Origin of the sequence: Vibrio sp. OPT20, from assembly GCF_963889365.1 — a bacterium.
Taxonomy (GTDB): Bacteria; Pseudomonadota; Gammaproteobacteria; order Enterobacterales; family Vibrionaceae; genus Vibrio; species Vibrio splendidus.
Genome location: NZ_CAWPOA010000058.1, coordinates 124,316 through 141,105 on the forward strand (window position 1 = coordinate 124,316; position 16,790 = coordinate 141,105).

General features: G+C 43.6%; 13 protein-coding genes and 3 pseudogenes. 10 read left to right on the forward strand and 6 right to left on the reverse strand.

The features are described 5' to 3' along the window. Positions 1-118: 118 nt before the first annotated feature. The 3 genes from AACR09_RS12700 to AACR09_RS12710 all read left to right on the forward strand — a co-directional run bounded on the left by AACR09_RS12700 (position 119) and on the right by AACR09_RS12710 (position 3,738). On the forward strand, positions 119-550 hold the full coding sequence (locus AACR09_RS12700) for a tetratricopeptide repeat protein (RefSeq protein ID WP_102482270.1): 432 nt from the start codon (positions 119-121) through the stop codon (positions 548-550). Positions 551-626: 76 nt separating this feature from the next. Further along, positions 627-2,372: an arylsulfatase gene (locus AACR09_RS12705; protein ID WP_193835098.1), complete on the forward strand. Its 1,746-nt coding sequence runs from the start codon at positions 627-629 to the stop codon at positions 2,370-2,372. A gap of 118 nt (positions 2,373-2,490) precedes the next feature. Then, the gene (locus AACR09_RS12710) at positions 2,491-3,738 is read left to right on the forward strand and encodes an anaerobic sulfatase maturase (RefSeq protein ID WP_193835099.1); all 1,248 of its coding nucleotides are present in this window, start codon (positions 2,491-2,493) and stop codon (positions 3,736-3,738) included. Between the two features lie 101 nt (positions 3,739-3,839). Here AACR09_RS12710 and AACR09_RS12715 read toward each other — a convergent pair whose 3' ends face one another. Continuing rightward, positions 3,840-4,430: a TetR/AcrR family transcriptional regulator gene (locus AACR09_RS12715; protein ID WP_102503537.1), complete on the reverse strand. Its 591-nt coding sequence runs from the start codon at positions 4,428-4,430 to the stop codon at positions 3,840-3,842. 320 nt (positions 4,431-4,750) lie between these two features. On the opposite strand from AACR09_RS12715, the gene AACR09_RS12720 reads away from it, so the two are divergent. After that, entirely contained in the window at positions 4,751-5,407 is a 657-nt protein-coding gene (locus AACR09_RS12720) for a Qnr family pentapeptide repeat protein (protein ID WP_193835100.1), read from the forward strand. A gap of 152 nt (positions 5,408-5,559) precedes the next feature. On the opposite strand, the gene AACR09_RS12725 is transcribed toward AACR09_RS12720, so the two are convergent. Beyond that, positions 5,560-6,819 (reverse strand): hypothetical protein, encoded by a 1,260-nt coding sequence (locus tag AACR09_RS12725; RefSeq protein WP_193835101.1) that lies wholly within the window; start codon positions 6,817-6,819, stop codon positions 5,560-5,562. A gap of 70 nt (positions 6,820-6,889) precedes the next feature. On the opposite strand from AACR09_RS12725, the pseudogene AACR09_RS12730 reads away from it, so the two are divergent. The 3 pseudogenes from AACR09_RS12730 to AACR09_RS12740 all read left to right on the forward strand — a co-directional run. Further along, a pseudogene (locus AACR09_RS12730) lies at positions 6,890-7,138 on the forward strand (MltR family transcriptional regulator); the annotation flags it as partial. Between the two features lie 8 nt (positions 7,139-7,146). Beyond that, positions 7,147-7,880 (forward strand): annotated as a pseudogene (locus AACR09_RS12735) (nucleoside/nucleotide kinase family protein). Between the two features lie 18 nt (positions 7,881-7,898). After that, a pseudogene (locus tag AACR09_RS12740) lies at positions 7,899-8,646 on the forward strand (phosphatase). A gap of 130 nt (positions 8,647-8,776) precedes the next feature. On the opposite strand, the gene AACR09_RS12745 reads toward AACR09_RS12740, so the two are convergent. Then, positions 8,777-8,992: a hypothetical protein gene (locus AACR09_RS12745; RefSeq protein WP_065607368.1), complete on the reverse strand. Its 216-nt coding sequence runs from the start codon at positions 8,990-8,992 to the stop codon at positions 8,777-8,779. 449 nt (positions 8,993-9,441) lie between these two features. Between AACR09_RS12745 and AACR09_RS12750 the strand changes: the two genes are divergently transcribed. Continuing rightward, positions 9,442-9,702, forward strand: a complete 261-nt coding sequence (locus AACR09_RS12750; RefSeq protein ID WP_004732406.1) for a DUF5062 family protein — start codon at positions 9,442-9,444, stop codon at positions 9,700-9,702. A 134-nt stretch (positions 9,703-9,836) separates the two neighbouring features. Here AACR09_RS12750 and melB read toward each other — a convergent pair whose 3' ends face one another. Next, the gene (melB, locus tag AACR09_RS12755; RefSeq protein WP_193835102.1) at positions 9,837-11,264 is read right to left on the reverse strand and encodes a melibiose:sodium transporter MelB; all 1,428 of its coding nucleotides are present in this window, start codon (positions 11,262-11,264) and stop codon (positions 9,837-9,839) included. A gap of 72 nt (positions 11,265-11,336) precedes the next feature. After that, positions 11,337-12,689, reverse strand: coding sequence for an alpha-glucosidase/alpha-galactosidase (locus AACR09_RS12760; protein WP_193835103.1), 1,353 nt, complete (start codon positions 12,687-12,689; stop codon positions 11,337-11,339). A 327-nt stretch (positions 12,690-13,016) separates the two neighbouring features. On the opposite strand from AACR09_RS12760, the gene melR reads away from it, so the two are divergent. Continuing rightward, positions 13,017-14,024: a transcriptional regulator MelR gene (gene melR / locus AACR09_RS12765; protein WP_193835104.1), complete on the forward strand. Its 1,008-nt coding sequence runs from the start codon at positions 13,017-13,019 to the stop codon at positions 14,022-14,024. A 66-nt stretch (positions 14,025-14,090) separates the two neighbouring features. Here melR and AACR09_RS12770 read toward each other — a convergent pair whose 3' ends face one another. After that, on the reverse strand, positions 14,091-16,334 hold the full coding sequence (locus tag AACR09_RS12770) for a hypothetical protein (RefSeq protein ID WP_193835105.1): 2,244 nt from the start codon (positions 16,332-16,334) through the stop codon (positions 14,091-14,093). 297 nt (positions 16,335-16,631) lie between these two features. On the opposite strand from AACR09_RS12770, the gene AACR09_RS12775 reads away from it, so the two are divergent. Then, positions 16,632-16,787, forward strand: coding sequence for a DUF5993 family protein (locus AACR09_RS12775; RefSeq protein ID WP_004732395.1), 156 nt, complete (start codon positions 16,632-16,634; stop codon positions 16,785-16,787). Positions 16,788-16,790: the final 3 nt, after the last annotated feature.

Here is a 16,790-nt window from a genome sequence, read left to right on the forward strand (position 1 = left end):
CAATTATGAAAATCGAAAACGTATTGCTATCAAGCTTGTGCATCATCGCGCCATTCCTACTTTTCACCTAATTCATTCAACAGGGACGTCGTGACCTTTATTCCCGAGGAGGAAATAAATGCTCAATAAACGTTTAACTACCGTGATTTTGGCGGGTGTTTTGGTTGTTCTTTTTTTTGCCAAGGCAAGCTTTGGAAGCGAGAGCTTTGAGAATGAAGCCACCATGGATCAATCGCAGCAGCATCAAGACGTCGTGAAACTGTTGGATGAAGCTTACCAAGGGCAACTGGAAGCCCAGCTCTCTGTCGCTTACTTATATCTGAGCGGAGATGGCGTAGAACAGAATGATGAAAAAGCCGCGGAGTGGTTCGTCACCGCAGCCAATAACGGTAGCCCTGAAGCTCAAACACAGCTTGGATTGATGTATATCTCTGGAAGTGGCGTTCAAGCCAGCCAAGCGGAGGCTGTCACCTGGATTGGCATGGCAGCAGCTCAAGAGTATGACCCCGCGCTCGACTTATTACATTGGATGTCGCAAGCCGCGCACTAATTCAAATCCTAACTCAGGTTAATCACAGAAAGGTTAACCTCAGAAAAAGTTACTCACAGAAATTGGAGAACGTCTTATGCAGACATTCAAGAAATCTTTAGTCTTCACTGCAATGGCCGCGGCAAGTAGTGCTGCTCTGGCCGCAGAATCAGAAAAACCGAATATTGTTGTCATTGTTGGCGATGATGTGGGCTTTGCCGATACTCAGCCTTATGGCTCAGAAGCCAATACACCAAACCTAATGGCGCTGGCTGAAGAGGGGGTTAAGTTTACTAACTTTCACGCGTCACCAACCTCATCGGTAACGCGCTCTATGATGTTAACCGGAGCAAATAGCCACGAGGTTGGGCTAGGCACCTTCGACTATGCCGTCTATCCGGGTGCGATTGGCAAGCCGGGTTATGAAGGTTACCTCACCAAGAAAGGGGTTACGGTCGCAACGCTGCTTAAAGAGAGTGGCTATAACACTTACCTCTCTGGTAAATGGCACTTGGGGCACGATGATGGCTTCTTACCTGACGATCGAGGTTTTGAAGAGAGTTACGGTATATTAGCGGGCGGCTCTAATCACTTTAATCGAGATATGATGTTCCCGGCCAAAAACGCTGCGACAGCGGATGCGCTGCAAAAAGGCGATATTCCCGGTGTTGAAGTTGAGCCAACTTACCGCAACGGTGAAGTGGTTGAGGATAAATACAAAGGCGAGTACTCAGACCAAGTTTACACCAACGAGATCATCAAGATGATCGACAGCAAAAAAGACGACGGTAAGCCTTTCTTCGCCTACGTCCCATTCACCGGTATTCACCTGCCACTGCAAGCGCCTGAGTCTGCCTATCAAGATAAAGTCGATTACTACGTTGAGCATGGTTGGGACTCGGTTCGAGAAGACCGTTTCGAACGCATGAAAGAGATGGGTGTGATTCCAAAAGACGCCGATATTTCAGATCGTAACGCATTAAGCCGACCTTGGGACTCGCTCTCTGAGAAAGAACAAAAGTGGTACGGAAAGAAAATGGCTGTCGCGATGGGCATGATGGAAATGCAGGACCAACAAGTCGGTCAGATAGTCGATTACCTGAAAGAAATCGGGGAATACGATAATACTTACATCATGTACCTAGCGGATAACGGCCCAGAAGCGGCGGATATTACCGGTGAAAATATCAGTGATTTGATCCGAACGTGGACTGCTCATCATTTTGATAATTCGACTGAAAACTTGGGCAAGGCGAACTCCAGTGTGTCACTTGGCCCTGAGTGGGCAAGCGCTTCAACCGGTGGCCTATCTTGGTACAAAGCTTACACAGCAGAGGGCGGTATCCGTGTGCCGTTTATCGTTAAGCCAGCCAAAGCGCTTCTAGAGGGTGAAGATGCGTTACAGCCGGGAACTCAGACAGACGACTTATCTCAAGTGAAGGACATTGCAGCCACGATTCTTGAGATTGCAGAGGTCGATCATCCAGGAACGGAATATCAAGGTCGAGAAGTGGCGCCGATGAGTGGTGTGAGCTTGTTGCCTTACTTCAAAGGGGAAACGGCAGACGTGCACAGTGCCAACAATGCGATTCCATTTGAATTGTTTGGTAGCGGAATTCTGCTTAAAGGTGATCATAAGATCATCCGAATTTCTACGGGAATGGGCGGTGACAGTGAGTGGCACTTATACAACACCAAGAAAGATCCAGCTGAGCAACATGACTTGAGAAACCAAATGCCAGATCTGTTCCTTGAAATGGTCGCTGAATATCAAGAATACGAAAAAGCGCAAAATATCGTCCCGGTTGACGAAGCGTGGAACCCGTTTGAAAACGTGAAATAGAGGAAAAAACCACTCGGCCAACCTAATGCCATCAAGCTTGGTTGGCCGATGAACACCGTGTAAAGGAATTACGAATTGTTTTAGCTAATACAATAACTTTTACATCGAGGCACTCTTCATGACGACATTATCGCTATCAAACTTGAGTTCAGTTCCGCAGTTCAATGGCAAAGCACACAGCAAACTTCAGGCGTTAGCAAAACCGATTGGGGCGGTGTGTAATATCAGTTGCACCTACTGTTATTATTTAGAAAAACAACAGCTGCTTGAATACCCAAAAGGCTCTCAATATACGATGGATGAAGTTCTGTTAGAGCGTTATATCAAGCAATATATAGAAGGGCAGAATACGCCTGAAATCATCTTTTCTTGGCACGGTGGAGAGCCTACCTTGTTGGGGGTTGAGTACTTTCAAAAGGTCGTCGAGCTGCAGAAAAAATATTGTCCTAGCTACAGCAAGATCAGCAATGACCTTCAAACCAACGGCACGTTACTGAATGATGCGTGGTGTGAGTTCTTTAAGAACAATAACTTTATCATTGGCGTGAGTATTGATGGCCCAGAGCACTTACACAATCACTACCGAACCAACCGTGCAGGCAAAGGCACTTTTTCTCAAACAATGCGTGGTATTCACTACTTGAAGCAGCATAACGTCGAGTTCGCGACCCTAAGCTGCGTGAATGATGTGACAGGAAAGTATCCGTTAGAGGTCTATCGCTTTCTGCGAGATGAAGTGGGTTCGAAGCAGTTGCAGTTTATTCCTGTGGTCGATAAGCGCGAAGCTCACACCAACAATAAATGGTTGAGTAACCAACAAGCGATCATTCCCGTATCAGGCGAGGTTGAAGCTTGGAGTGTCGATTCTGTGCAATGGGGAGAATTCCTCACTACCATTTTTGACGAATGGTTCGAACATGATTTTGGTCGGGTATTAGTGCCGTACTTTGAAAATTTTGTCGGAGTGTGGATGGGCAGAGAAAGCACCATGTGTACCTTGAGTGAGATCTGCGGAAAAGGGTTAGCGGTTGAGCCCAATGGCGATGTGTATTCATGTGACCATTATGTCTTTACTGAATTTCAGCTGGGTAATATTCAGGAACAAGCACTTTCAACTTTAGCCTTCTCGCCAAAGCAGCAGAGTTTTGGGTTCGCCAAACAGAAGTCTCTGCCGAAACAATGCCAAGCCTGTGAGTTTAAATTTGCATGCCATGGCGAGTGCCCTAAAAACCGCATCATCAAAAGCCGAGATGGTGAGGCTGGGTTAAATTATCTCTGTGAAGGATGGTTGAGCTTCTTCAAGCATATCGACCCTGTTATTAAGGGCTTACTCAAAGCCAATAATATCCCGTCTCGTCTGGGGTAACGGAGTAAGCGTGAATCGATTTAATCAAAATTTACAGTAAGATAGAAGGCTCGCTAAATTGTGCGAGCCTTTTGGTATTTGGTATTTGGTAACGGGTATATCTAGTCAGCCGATTCTTGGGCTAGGCTCATGGCGAGAAGAGTCTCTTCCATGGCATTGTTTAGAATCGAACGGTTACGCTGCATAGCGGCCATGAGCGTTGAGCCAAGCCATAGGCCATAAAGCATTCGAGACAGCGATTCGGGCTCTGCGATCGTGAAGTCACCGGTCTCATTGCCTTCTTCAAATAGCTTCGCCATACGCAGGATGATCTTTTCTGCACCTATTGCCATTGTGGACTGTAACGGGTTAGCAGACCCAGATACTTCTCCCGCCAGTTTTACGACAAGACATTGGATATTGAAGTCTTCAGTCAGTTTCGATGCACACCAAAACTCGAAATAGGCTTTAACGCGATCACGACGAGAAAGCGACTCATCACTTAAAAAGTCATCCAGCTTAGCGAGATGCTCATCAAAGTAGTTAGTAAGAAGGATCTCACCAAAGTGTTCTTTGGATTTGAAGTAATGGTAAAAAGAACCCTTCGTGCCTTCCGCTTGGTTGATGATTTTCATCAGGCCAACACCAGCAAACCCGTGTTCATTAATAAGGCTAAACCCTGCATCGAGCATAGCTTGTCGCATGTCTTTCATTGTTCTTACTCTTTATGCTGAGAATGAGGAATAGTGTAACGAGCAACATACCAACCGTCCAGTCTAGCGCGTTAGGACGCGGTCAATAATTGACTCGTTTCGTCAAAGTAACTTTTTCTCTTATTGGTACTTCTAAGCGACAAAACTTTTTTCAAGATAAACACATCCTATAAATCTAAAATAACAACCTTAAAGGGCTTGTTTGGTGCCTTAAAATGGCTAAATTGGGGTGTTTTAAGTTTCTGTTTTTATTGGTTTTTAATTTAGTGTTTTCTTGAGATCGCAATGATAGTCTTAGCTTAATTTCTTTAGGGGGCTAAATGGACACCAATAACAGCACTTATCATCACCACAGTTTTGCTCAGCAAGACTTATCAGAGCTTACATTTACAGCCTGCACGTTTATCCGTTGTGATTTCAGACGTTCGAACTTACGTGATGCAACGTTTATTAACTGTAAGTTTATCGAGCAAGGCGATATTGAGGGATGCCACTTTGATATTGCCGACTTACGAGATGCAAGCTTCCAGAATTGCCAGTTGGCGATGGCGAATTTTAGTAACGCGAATTGCTATGGTATTGAGCTACGTGAATGTGACTTGAAAGGGGCGAACTTTACTCGTGCTAACTTTGCCAATCAGGTAAGCAATAGAATGTATTTTTGCTCTGCGTATATTACGGGCTGTAACCTGTCTTACGCCAACTTGGAGCAAGCTTGTTTAGAGAAGTGCGATCTGTTTGAGAACCGTTGGATAGGTACTTACCTTGGCGGCGCGTCACTGAAAGAGTCTGATCTTAGCCGAGGTGTGTTCTCGGAGGAAGTATGGGGGCAATTCAGTATGCAAGGTGCTAATTTATGTCATGCTGAATTAGAAGGGTTGGACCCAAGAAAAGTGGATACAACAGGAATCAAAATTGTTGCGTGGCAGCAAGAGCAACTGCTTGAAACCATGGGTATTGTCGTGATGCCGGAGTAACTTGTTCGTTTTCTGATTGATTAAATAACGTCAATAACCAAAACGAAGCCCAAAGCCAACAACTTTGGGCTTTTGTATATCGGGCCTATGAAGCTGAACTGAGTTATCGGGGTCAGGTTTTGCTAGCGAAAAACTGACCCGAGTGATTACAATTATTCAGTTAAAGCCTGTAGCGCTTGTGCATCAGCGTAAGAGAAGATGTTGTTTGTATATGACCCGGTATGGCTTTCCTTCGGCGCCAACTTTGCTGCATCAGGAAGGTAAGCTCTGTTTAATACCATAACACCTGACAGCTCGTCCTTCTGGTGTGACAGACCTATGGCGTGGCCAACTTCATGAGCAATTATCTTATTAGTCTGTCCTTGAAATAGACCTGAGTTATAAGTGGAGCTTATATTAATAACGTGTTTGTTTAAACTTGTATCCCAAAGTGAATTAGCCCAACCGCGTGCTATGGCTTTCTTTTGAATAACAAGATTAGCATCATTGATATTATTAACTTCTACGGCAGTGGAATCATAGCCAAGAGCCTGCAATGAGTCGGAAACAGCTTTAATAGAGTTAATAACGGTAGTTCTTTCCGGCATTACTGGTACTGAGTTATTGATATCTGGGCTCACAAAATATGTGAAGTGTGCATTGGGACCCATTGATTGAGTAAAGAAACGAGCATTCAGCTCGGATAATGGAGATTTTATATACACTACAGGTTTAATCGTTCTCAGAGGTAAATTGTGATATGACATAACATTCTGACTTTCTAAGAAAATCAGCCGATATCCTTTGTCAAGTTGGTGTGTTCTGTCAGGGTTTGGAGTGAAAATATTCCCACCATATCCCCACTCGAGATCATAAGCCACATTATTTGTCTTATGGCTGTATGGGCATGTAAATCTGCTGGTAAGCACTTTGTCATCGCTTATTGAGAAGTCGTTTGCGGAGAGTTTTGTTTGTCCATCGTATACACCTTCAAGTTGACACTTGATGAAGTCATCAGAGTTCTTGTTCTCAAGTTTTGCTGTTCCGGCAACAAACGCTCTAGTGTATAGCTTTAGTTCCGGGGTGTACTGGTGGTAGAAGAAGTCGCTGTAATCATCAGGAGTGATATTAACGGTGCCCTGACCATAGCTATCAACACTATTCTTAAAAAGCCCAACGCCATGGAATATATTCTGGATCTCTATCTCAAAGTTATTATCCCCCTGCATTTTTGCTGTTACTTTCGGTGCGTCACCATAGTTATCTCCATAGCCATCAAAGACATTAATATTGATATGATTGTTCCCATTAGGATTGTTAGCACTCTTACTTGCATTCACCAGGTATGTATACATACTTGGTGTGACTTGAGCGTTAGCATAAGAGGGAATACTGGCAGATATAACGGTTATGAACAAAATTGTTTTTTTCATGTTACCTTTCCTTGTTGTTTTATATGAAATTACTATCATAACTTCAATCCAGTCAACCTTTATATTTGGAATGTATGATTGCACTAGTAAGTGGTCTCAAGCGCTCCTGTTTGATGACGATATGGTGTATGACTTCATCAGTAATCAGTCCAACCTTTCCAAGGGGGAAGACAGCTTTTATCTAGATTCAATTAACCAATTAAAACTCTCGCCATTCGATTCATTCACTCAAACACGTTACGAATCGCTGATTAAAACAGTGCTGAAACTCTGTTGCGAGAACTTGTTGGAAAGTATTGAGAAAGAGATATTAGGATAAGGTTGAACATGAAAGTTTCCTTAAATGTGAGTGGCTTTGAAACCGAAGCGGCATTCCCTGATAAAGATATTGAACAGATTCATAAACCACTGGTAGGAAAATTTACGCGACTTTTTGAGTAGAAAAAAGAACGTACGATTATCTTTTTTGTGCCCCTCCTGGCAGTGGTAAATCGACGTTAGCCGCGTTTTGGGAGCACTTGTCCCATCAACAAACCAACGTTGAGCCACTTCAGGTATTGCCATTTGACGGTTTTCATTACCCCAATGAGATATTGGACTCAAACTACATCGTTCGTGATGAAGAGAAAATTAAACTCCGTACCATTAAAGGCTCTCACGAAACGTTCAATCTAACCTCGTTGATCGATAAGTTGAAACAGCTGAAAGTAAAAAAAACTACGTGGCCGTATTACGATAGAAATCTTCATGATCCTGTAGGTGATGCAATCTCGGTAGACAAGGACATTGTCGTGATTGAGGGCAACTGGTTGTTACTGAACGAGCCAGTTTGGAATGGATTGCATGAGTTGGCTGATTTCACCATCTTCATAGACACCGACGCTAAGTTCCTCGAAGAGCGCTTAGTAAACCGCAAGGTGCGAGGAGGTACCACATTAGAAGAGGCGGTCGAGTTCTATCAAAATTCAGACTCAAAAAACGTCGATAAAGTGTTAGACCATTCTATTCCTGCTGACCTAACACTCTTCATGAGTCAAGACGGTTCGTTTCAAATCAATTAAACAATTTAGAAGGTCATAATGGAGATTGTTCTCGACAGCCATACTCATACATTGGCAAGTGGCCATGCCTATAGCACCATTATCGAAAATGCACTGGCATCGAAAAATAAGGGGCTAAAACTCCTTTTTACAACGGATCATGCTCCTGAAATGCCGGGATCCCCCCCCACTACTGGTTTTTCAATAACCAAAGGATTTTGCCCCGCTTTCTGCACGATGTAGGTATCTTGCGTGGTGTGGAAGCCAACACACTGAACACTGCTGGAGAGTTGGATCTTCCTCCCTCTTCTTACCAACACTTAGACTGGGTGATTGCGAGCTTACATGAGCCAGTTTCAAGCCATCGACAGAACAAGAACATACACAGGCGTTAATCAACGTCATTAGGAGTGGCAAAGTTGATGTACTAGGGCACTTAGGGAACCCAAACTACAAGTTCGATATGGAAGCGGTTCTGCTGCGCGCAAAGGAGCACAATGTTGTAATTGAAGTGAACAATACGTCACTGACAGGCAAGAGCCGAAAAGGAAGCGATGTGCGATGCTCAAAAATTGTCGAGATCGGCAAGCGAGTTGGCGTTTACTTTTCTACAGGTTCTGATGCGCATTTCTGTGAAGAGATTGCTCATTTGGGTCTTGTAAAAGCATTACTTGAAAAGCACGGTGTGGAAGAAGATAAAATAATCACGACTTCAGCATCCCGCTTTTTGAACTTTTTATTATTGCGCGGTAAGAGTCGAATCGAAGAATTTGCACACTTATATTAAGTGTGTTGCTGAGTTAATGATTACTGGTATCAAAAAGCCCAAAGCTAATAACGTTGGGCTTTTCCGTATTTGGTCGCATGCATTTTATAATGAAGTTTAGAAAAGAGAATGCTGGCGAATATAGAGCTGATTAATGCATACCTGAACGCATTTTATCGGCAAGCGCAAAGAAGACAAACAGCACAAAACATACTAGAGCAACACCTAGTGATACTAAGATCGTTGTTGCGTCTTTTGAAACCAGTGGTACGACGATAGAAGCTAACGCTACCAAGATAATAAAGATATGAACGATCCGACCGGGGATTGGATTTTTATGACAGAATGAAGCCCATAGGTAACGCATTTTTAACACCAGTATAATATTAGTGGGTTTATTCTATTTCCCTAGTGAGTGTTTTGTAAATATATTTTTCACTACAGGTGACTGTAAATATGATCTAGGCCTTTGTGTTATAAAACTGATTAAATAACATAAAGTTATCGCTTGTTGATAGAATAGTTACCATCTATATGATAATTCATAATATTCCGTATTCTTTATGATGATAAGTCAAAAATTGTTCGATTTTTGGTTTCTTGACTGAAGGTCTCATTTATTGAGTGTTCTATTAAGGGACCGTTTGCTTATCATTATTTGTCTCGTCAATGTCTACATAATTAGAATCATTTTTAGTCTATGATGGGGTTTATGTTATTTATCAAAGAGATTTTTTGATTTGAGATCGCGGCAATCTCGTTCGCAATTCTGTTTGATATACTCATCATTCGTTCGAAAAAAATGACGGAGATGATATGTCGAAAACCGCGAAGATCATTAATGAAGATAAGCTGGTAAAAAAAGCAGTTGAGGTCGGTTTTAAGATGGCAAAACTACAAGGTTTTGATTTGCCACATTCATCTCAACCGATAAAGGTTAAAGCGGTGTATTTGTTCCTTGTAGAGGTAAATCAGATCACACCGTTACCTGATGATAAGCTTGATGGTGCCAATATTAAAAAACGTTTGGCGCTATGGATTCACAAAGCACTGCCTGATAATGACCCATTGAAGTAAGGGCGCCTTCGCCTTTATCGTCTTCAATGAGAATTCCTATGTGTTTCTAATTGAAAAAGCCTAGCGATCCCTCGCTAGGCTTTGTTGTTTTTGTATCCTTTTTTTATCAATGATAAATTGCTGTTTCTTCTCGTTTACACAGCTTGTACCGGTTCTGTTGGTTTGTGGTTTTCGCCTTTATTTGAGCCATCGTTTGTAATGTGATCGTATTTTTCGGTTAAGTGATCTTGAATCTGTTGGTGATACGCACCGTTCAGTTTATAGAAGCGGAAGTAGATGATTAACGCAATGGCAAAGAAGAAAGCAGGTAGGCCGACCATGATGCATTGCATGCCAAATACGGTTTCAGGGCTTTGCACTACGTTAGGCACATAGTCGACGGCAGTGAGCGAGATGCCGATGAAGAAAGCGGCAAATGCAGAGCCTGCTTTTACGACCAAAGTTTGCACAGAGTAGGCGATGCTTTCACAACGAGCACCTAGCTTAAACTCACCGTAATCGACTGTGTCTGCCACCATGATTACGTTGAGTACCCAAAACAGGGCAGTACCGATTTGTAGGAATACACCCGCCGTTGAAATCAACAGAATGCTTTGTTTGTCGTACATGCCCACATAGATAAGAACAGCACTACCTAAAATAGGGAAAGTGGACGCACAAGCCCATAGAGTACGGCGTGAGAACATTTTTGCGAGTTTAGGAAACAATACCAGTGTGATGAGGTTCGCGATGCCTGCATAAGCCATGTAGTAAGGGAATAACTCTTCGTTGCCTACAACATAGGTGAAATAGTAAACCGCGAAGGCTGTGATGATGTTGGTCGCCAAGTTGTAAGACAGTGCCATGCAGAGAACGCTGGTCAATTGGTCATTTTTGTAGATAAGTGACAGTAGCTTTTTCAGTGATACTTTTTCTTCAGGCTGTGTGGTGTCGAGGTTCGCGGTTGAATAGCGTTCTTTGACATTACGCAGTGTGATAAACGTCGAGACTAAGAAACAGGCAATCAACAGTAGCGTAAATATTTGAAACCCAAACCCTTTGTCGTCACCACCTACATAGTTGACGAAGGGCATTGCAATGGCAGCGGTTACTATCCACGCGAGGCTGGCAAAGAAGCGAGGATATGGGACTAACTCTTCGCGTTCGCGTTTATCCAAGGTGAGTGTTGGGACTAACGACCAAAAAGGAATATCCATTAGTGTGTAAGTCATGCCCCACAAAATATAGGTGACAGCGGCGTAGGCGATGAGCCAAGGACCTTCGATGTAATGCGCACTAAACACCATGAGTAGAACGATAGAGTTGGCGAGCGTGCCAATTAAAATCCAAGGTTTGAATTTGCCCCAACGGGTGCGCGTATTGTTGACCAACCAGCCCATAATTGGGTCGTTGACCGCATCCCAAATACGGGCGACGAGGAAGATGGTGCCGACGGTAGCGGCAGAAATACCGACTACATCCGTGTAGTAAAACATTAGGTACATATAGACGATGGTGATTGCGAAGTCTTTACCAAACGCCCCAAAGCCATAACTTAGCTTGGTATTCATAGAGATACTCATTGCCACTCCTTACGCCTCCTCTGTGAGAAGGCGCTAATATTCACGTTATTGTATTTTTTTATTAGTATGAAATTACTTGTTAACCCACTCTGGTAACCAACCCTCATGAGCCGCAATCAAGTCGTCAACCAGCGCGTATATCTCTTCTATTCCAAGTACAGCGGCTGTATGTGGGTCCAGCATTGCAGCATGATAAATACGGTCGCGGTTTTCAGTGAGGATGGCTTCCGTTAATAGAGTTTGAACATTGATGTTGGTCTGCATTAATGCGGCCAAGTGGTTAGGTAGGCGACCAGCTTTGATCGGTTGCACACCATTCGCATCAACTAAACAAGCGACCTCAACACAGCAGCCTTGCGGTAAGTTGTCGATCAAGGCTTCATTTTTCACATTGCCGTAAATGACGCTCGGAGTGCCTGTCCAGATAGAATTCATGATGGTGCTGGCGTATTCATGAGACTCATCAACGGTGATCTTGTCAGCTGTTTTGAATTCTTGAAGGTCACGTTTCCAATCGGCAATTTGCTCGACACAGCGCTTCGGGTACTCATCAAGTGGCACTTTATAACGTTCAATTAAATCTGGGCGATTCGGCTTGATAAAGTAGGGGGTGTATTCCGAAAAATGTTCAGAAGACTCAGTCACAAAGTAGCCCAATTTTTTGAACATCTCGTAGCGAACCAAATTTGTGCAGCGACCATTGTGATAAATACCCGGTTTAGGCGCTTGGCCACTCTCAAAAGCTTCAAGTAGATCCGGATAAATATCGATGTACTCACCACTTTCTGTTTTCTTCTCAAGAGTGAGGTAGTAAGCCATGTGGTTGATGCCAGCGCAGGTATAGCGAAGGTCTGAATAGTCTAAGTCCAGGTCGCGCGCTAATTCTTCTGCTGTGCCTTGTACTGAGTGGCATAAACCGACTTGTTTGATGTGCGGGTATTTCTCGTACATTGCCCACGTGTTCATCGCCATAGGGTTGACGTAGTTGAGCATAGTGGCGTTCGGACAAACTTCGGTCATATCTTCACACACGCTCCAAAGGTGCGGGACCGTGCGTAGCGAGCGCATAATACCGCCTGGGCCTAGTGTGTCTGCGATGGTTTGTTCCAGGCCATGGCGTTTACACACCTCGAAATCCGTGACTGTACAAGGTTCATAACCGCCGATTTGGAAAGCGATGACAACGAAGTCTGCATCTTGTAGTGCCTCTTTTTGATTTAAGTGACATGAAATAGAGCCAGTAGCATCTGATGACTCCATCAACTTACTGACGACAAGGTGAGACTCTTCTAAACGGGTCTCATCAATATCCATCAAGGCGACATGAGCGTTTTGTAGTGCAGAACGATGGAAAACGTCACCAAGAATGTTCTTAACAAAAATGGTTGATCCTGCACCGATGAATGTGATTTTAGGGCTTTGCATAGTGGAATCCTTTATCTCTCTGAGTTCTTTGTTGATACAGACAAATTACACCTAGAACCCACATCGATTCGTCTCAGATAATCAAATAGCTCTCCCGTTTTCTAATATTTTTAAATCATTGAATGGAAATCTTAGGAAATGGGATAACTTGCTGGCTTTTAAGGAGAAGGGTTGTGCAATGAAACGAGTTTTGCACTTAAGATGCTGACTCTAATCACATTGTGCTGATCTTATGAAATGGGGTATTTCGGCACCATGATCGCCTTCAGAGTTTTATTATCGAGGAACTGCTAAAAGTCATTTATACGATTTCCTAAGGAACGAGATATGCCGCAATCAACCCCTGATACGCTGAGAATTATCACTTTAGATAAGTACTCATCCGAGACCGTGTCGGTAAGCCCGCTTTCTCTCTATTCTTCCTATGAGAAAATCGATATCGAACTCAGAGCTCCTCACTCCATGCCCGGCTATCATTGGCATGGTCAAATTGAGGTGAATATTCCTTTTGGGGATGATGTGGAATACATCATTAACGGCAGCCCAATCGTGGTTAAGAGCGGATCGATTGGCTTGTTTTGGGCATCGGTACCTCATCGACTCACCAATCCCGGCCAAAGCCATAATATGGGGATCATCAACATACCGATTCATCATTTTATGTCGTGGACTCTCAGTCGAGATTTAGTCAATCAGATAACTCACGGTAGTGTGTTGCAATCGAATTCTTGTTCGTTAGTGAGTGAATTTGAAATTGCCCGTTGGGTACAAGAGATAAAGCATTCGTCAGAAAGCCGCCAGCAGTTGGCCATCGATGAAATTGGATTGATGCTTAAGCGAATCTGCCTTGATGGTTGGCAACAACTGCTCGTAAATCGACAGGACAAATCGACCTCAAAAGGGGTGTCGAAACACTCTCAATTCTATGTAAGCCAAATGTTGGAATACATCGCCACGCATCACAACCAGCCATTAACCGTGAAAGATATCGCAGAACATATTGGATTACATGCCAACTATGCAATGAACGTATTTCAACGAACGATGCAGATGACCATCAAGCAGTACATTACTGCGATGCGCATCAATCATGCTCGCGCTTTACTGAGTGATACTGACAGAACCATTCTCGATATCTCACTCACGGTGGGCTTCAATTCGAGTAGCCGATTCTATGAAACCTTCCAAACGTACATTGGCGTCACGCCGACGCAATATCGAAAAATAGCGAGGGAAGATCATCGGTGGAGCAGTCATGGAGCCAGCCCCGTCTACGACCTTGAGAAAGGCGCGTGTGATGGAAAAAGGCCGCTAACGGTCACCGATAATTTATAGGAAAAGTGGTAAGTGTTTATTCCGTTGTGTAAAGATGGCTAATACCCTGAACTTGGGGCTAAGGGGCTAATAAAGCAGAAATAGCCCTTGATATCCCCCAAGCTTAACTTCTTTCACATACTCACCAACCTTGCCATTCATATCTATGGGCCTCATTGGCTTGTTTAATGGAATATTGAGTTTAGGCGCTGAATAAAAGTCTGGATTTTTACCGTAGAAATCGGTGCGGAAGAGTACGCGACCATGCTCAAACTCTCTTGCGAGCACCATCTCTTGTGGGCCTCCCTCTACGATGTTTGTTTCCGAACGATAAAGAAAATAGGTATAGGTTGGTAACAGCTGAACCTTACCGTTTGGAAGATCAGCATGCACAACTTGATGCTTGGTTGAATCGCCGACAATGGTGTAGTCACTGGGTGTTGAGTGTGTGGTCGAAAGCATTAACGGAATGGGTTCTAATTTATTCGGAATCCGGTTGGCTGGAAAGCCTAGGTCGACCTTGAGCAGTTGTGTCGGTCGGTAAGCCATGTTTTTCGGCACACCACTCTTCCAAAAATTCTCTTCGGTAGTATTGCCGCTGCCATACACATAACTGCTATTCCACTGGTTAAAATAACTATGTTGTGGCTGGTAACTGAGGTAATAAATAGCGAGGGTTGAATACTTATCTTGTTGCCAGTTATCTTGGCTATTACCTAGGTATTGAACGCGCCCATAGCGAGTAGTGGCTTGGAATATAACGTTTGAATCAGTGTTAGCTAACGCTGAGTTATCCCAAAACTTAGACAATCCGGCATAACCACTAAAGCCTGTAGAGGGGAATAAGTAGTGCTCCCTAAAGTACAGGTTTCCTGAGTCAGTTAAGTGTGACTGCCCGTTTCGGCCATAAAGGTTGGCCGTTCCAATATTAAGGCCAATTGAAAGAGTATCGTCGTTAGCTGATAACTGTTTGAGAAAGGCTGCGAAGTGCGTCTTGTATTGCTTGTCCGCTTCATTAGACCCTACGACAAGACCAAGCTCTTGAATGGTTCCTCCTGAATGAACCTCAAATTGATTGCTGCCAAGGAGTTTGTTGGTATCGTCGTTGTAGGCGCCATTGAGCCCTTGTTGCCCCCAATGTTTGTAATAGTAGTTTCGCATCAACATCAGTAGATCTGGGTTAGCAAGGTTGGTCAATGACCATGATGAGTTTTGGTTCCACATTCGGCCGAAAGGAATGACGCGAGACTCCCAACGAAATCGAGCCGTAGCCAATTTGTTGTTCCTATTTTCATATTCAGAAGGTGATAAATAGTTGTCTTGGTCGAGATCGGCTGATTGGTCAAAACCACGGATCTTGCGCCAATGCTTGGTTTCGTTTGGTGGTTGTGAATCTGTCTTTGAAGTCTGCAGATCTTTGAGTACGATTCTCGGGAAATGGTCATTCAATTGAACTTGATTTAAGCGAGGGCGGATATCATTTTGGTTCCCTTGCCAGCGTACCCTAACAACGTATAAACGCCCGCCATCTTGAATAAACGTAGAACCAAAATACTGACCCCCACCATAACTCTGACCACTTCCATCGTGAGTGCTTGCTCTTACCCAGTTAGATGGGACTCGCCAGTTTACGGCTTGGTTTCGGGTCATGTTGTTCGTGTTATCTTCCGTTATAACGACGTTAGACCATACCGTGACTTTGCCCTCAATGTTTATCGATGATGGATACTCAATCTGAAACTCTCCGCCCTGTGCAAAGTGTGAAAATTCAAATGCTAAGTGATTGAATTTCTCAGAGTGATAAACGTAGAGAGCGCCACCTTTGTCGAAATGTTCAAACACATCGGCATCCCAAGGTGGTGGTTGATAAAGAGCAAAGCCCGCGTGCTTTTCATCAGCGGTATAGCCGATAATCATAGGTTTGCGATTTAAAGTGGTATTGGAACCGTGACTCGTATCAGGCTCTGCCAGAATCGTGTCTTCTGAAAAATGTAGGAAAAAATCTTCGTAATCAATGCTATTTCGCTCTGCGGCATTTCTAATTTCGTTTTCTAATTTTCCTGAATTCAGATCCAATTTTTGGTTGTACATATAACCCATCGCGCTGACGCTTTCGTTATCATTTTTATCGGCGTAAGCCCCAAACACTAAGTCACTATTGTTGACCTCCCAATCGATCACCTCTCTGGCTGATAAGGGGGAGCCATGTAAGTTGAACCCATTCTCATGTTGGCTTGGTAGCACAATGGTATAGCTTGCCAAGCTGGTGTTTGAAGACACAAGGCATGTGAAGGGAAGGGCCAATAGTAGTCGAGTACGGTGTTTTTTCATCAAGCTTCCTAGTCACAATGGGAGCGATTAAATATCAGCCAAATTAAGCATCTCACGCTATGTCAGTGTAGCAAAGTACGGTATTGGGGTTCGGTGTACATCGGGAGGTTAGCTCGAATAGATATCAGCATATAGCTTCTAACTTGACAGTTTGGAGGTTACTAACAACTATTAAGTTGATGATTTTAAATCCGTAATCCATTGGTTCACCTAAGGTGAATGACTAAGGAAGTAGGTGCGGGTGTTTTATGATGTTCAATATGACTGAACTCGATAAATAAGGAGGGGATGCCCCTTATGATGTCTTTACTGTTTTTGTTATTACTTGTAGCGATGATATGTGCTTTTTTTGGTACAAAGACCGCTGCGTATGGCTTTTTCGCTAGCTCAGTGATCCTTGGTTTGTATTGGTTCAATCATCATGCGACTGATCCACTCTCAATCTTATTGTAAGGA

Coding starts and splice junctions, on each gene's coding strand:
- melR (WP_193835104.1), top strand. CDS start 13,017: ATGCCGCAATCAACCCCTGATACGCTGAGAATTATCACTTTAGATAAG.
- AACR09_RS12750 (WP_004732406.1), top strand. CDS start 9,442: ATGTCGAAAACCGCGAAGATCATTAATGAAGATAAGCTGGTAAAAAAA.
- melB (WP_193835102.1), bottom strand. CDS start 11,264: ATGAGTATCTCTATGAATACCAAGCTAAGTTATGGCTTTGGGGCGTTT.
- AACR09_RS12705 (WP_193835098.1), top strand. CDS start 627: ATGCAGACATTCAAGAAATCTTTAGTCTTCACTGCAATGGCCGCGGCA.
- AACR09_RS12710 (WP_193835099.1), top strand. CDS start 2,491: ATGACGACATTATCGCTATCAAACTTGAGTTCAGTTCCGCAGTTCAAT.
- AACR09_RS12760 (WP_193835103.1), bottom strand. CDS start 12,689: ATGCAAAGCCCTAAAATCACATTCATCGGTGCAGGATCAACCATTTTT.
- AACR09_RS12720 (WP_193835100.1), top strand. CDS start 4,751: ATGGACACCAATAACAGCACTTATCATCACCACAGTTTTGCTCAGCAA.
- AACR09_RS12770 (WP_193835105.1), bottom strand. CDS start 16,334: ATGAAAAAACACCGTACTCGACTACTATTGGCCCTTCCCTTCACATGC.
- AACR09_RS12775 (WP_004732395.1), top strand. CDS start 16,632: ATGATGTCTTTACTGTTTTTGTTATTACTTGTAGCGATGATATGTGCT.
- AACR09_RS12715 (WP_102503537.1), bottom strand. CDS start 4,430: ATGAAAGACATGCGACAAGCTATGCTCGATGCAGGGTTTAGCCTTATT.
- AACR09_RS12725 (WP_193835101.1), bottom strand. CDS start 6,819: ATGAAAAAAACAATTTTGTTCATAACCGTTATATCTGCCAGTATTCCC.
- AACR09_RS12745 (WP_065607368.1), bottom strand. CDS start 8,992: ATGCGTTACCTATGGGCTTCATTCTGTCATAAAAATCCAATCCCCGGT.
- AACR09_RS12700 (WP_102482270.1), top strand. CDS start 119: ATGCTCAATAAACGTTTAACTACCGTGATTTTGGCGGGTGTTTTGGTT.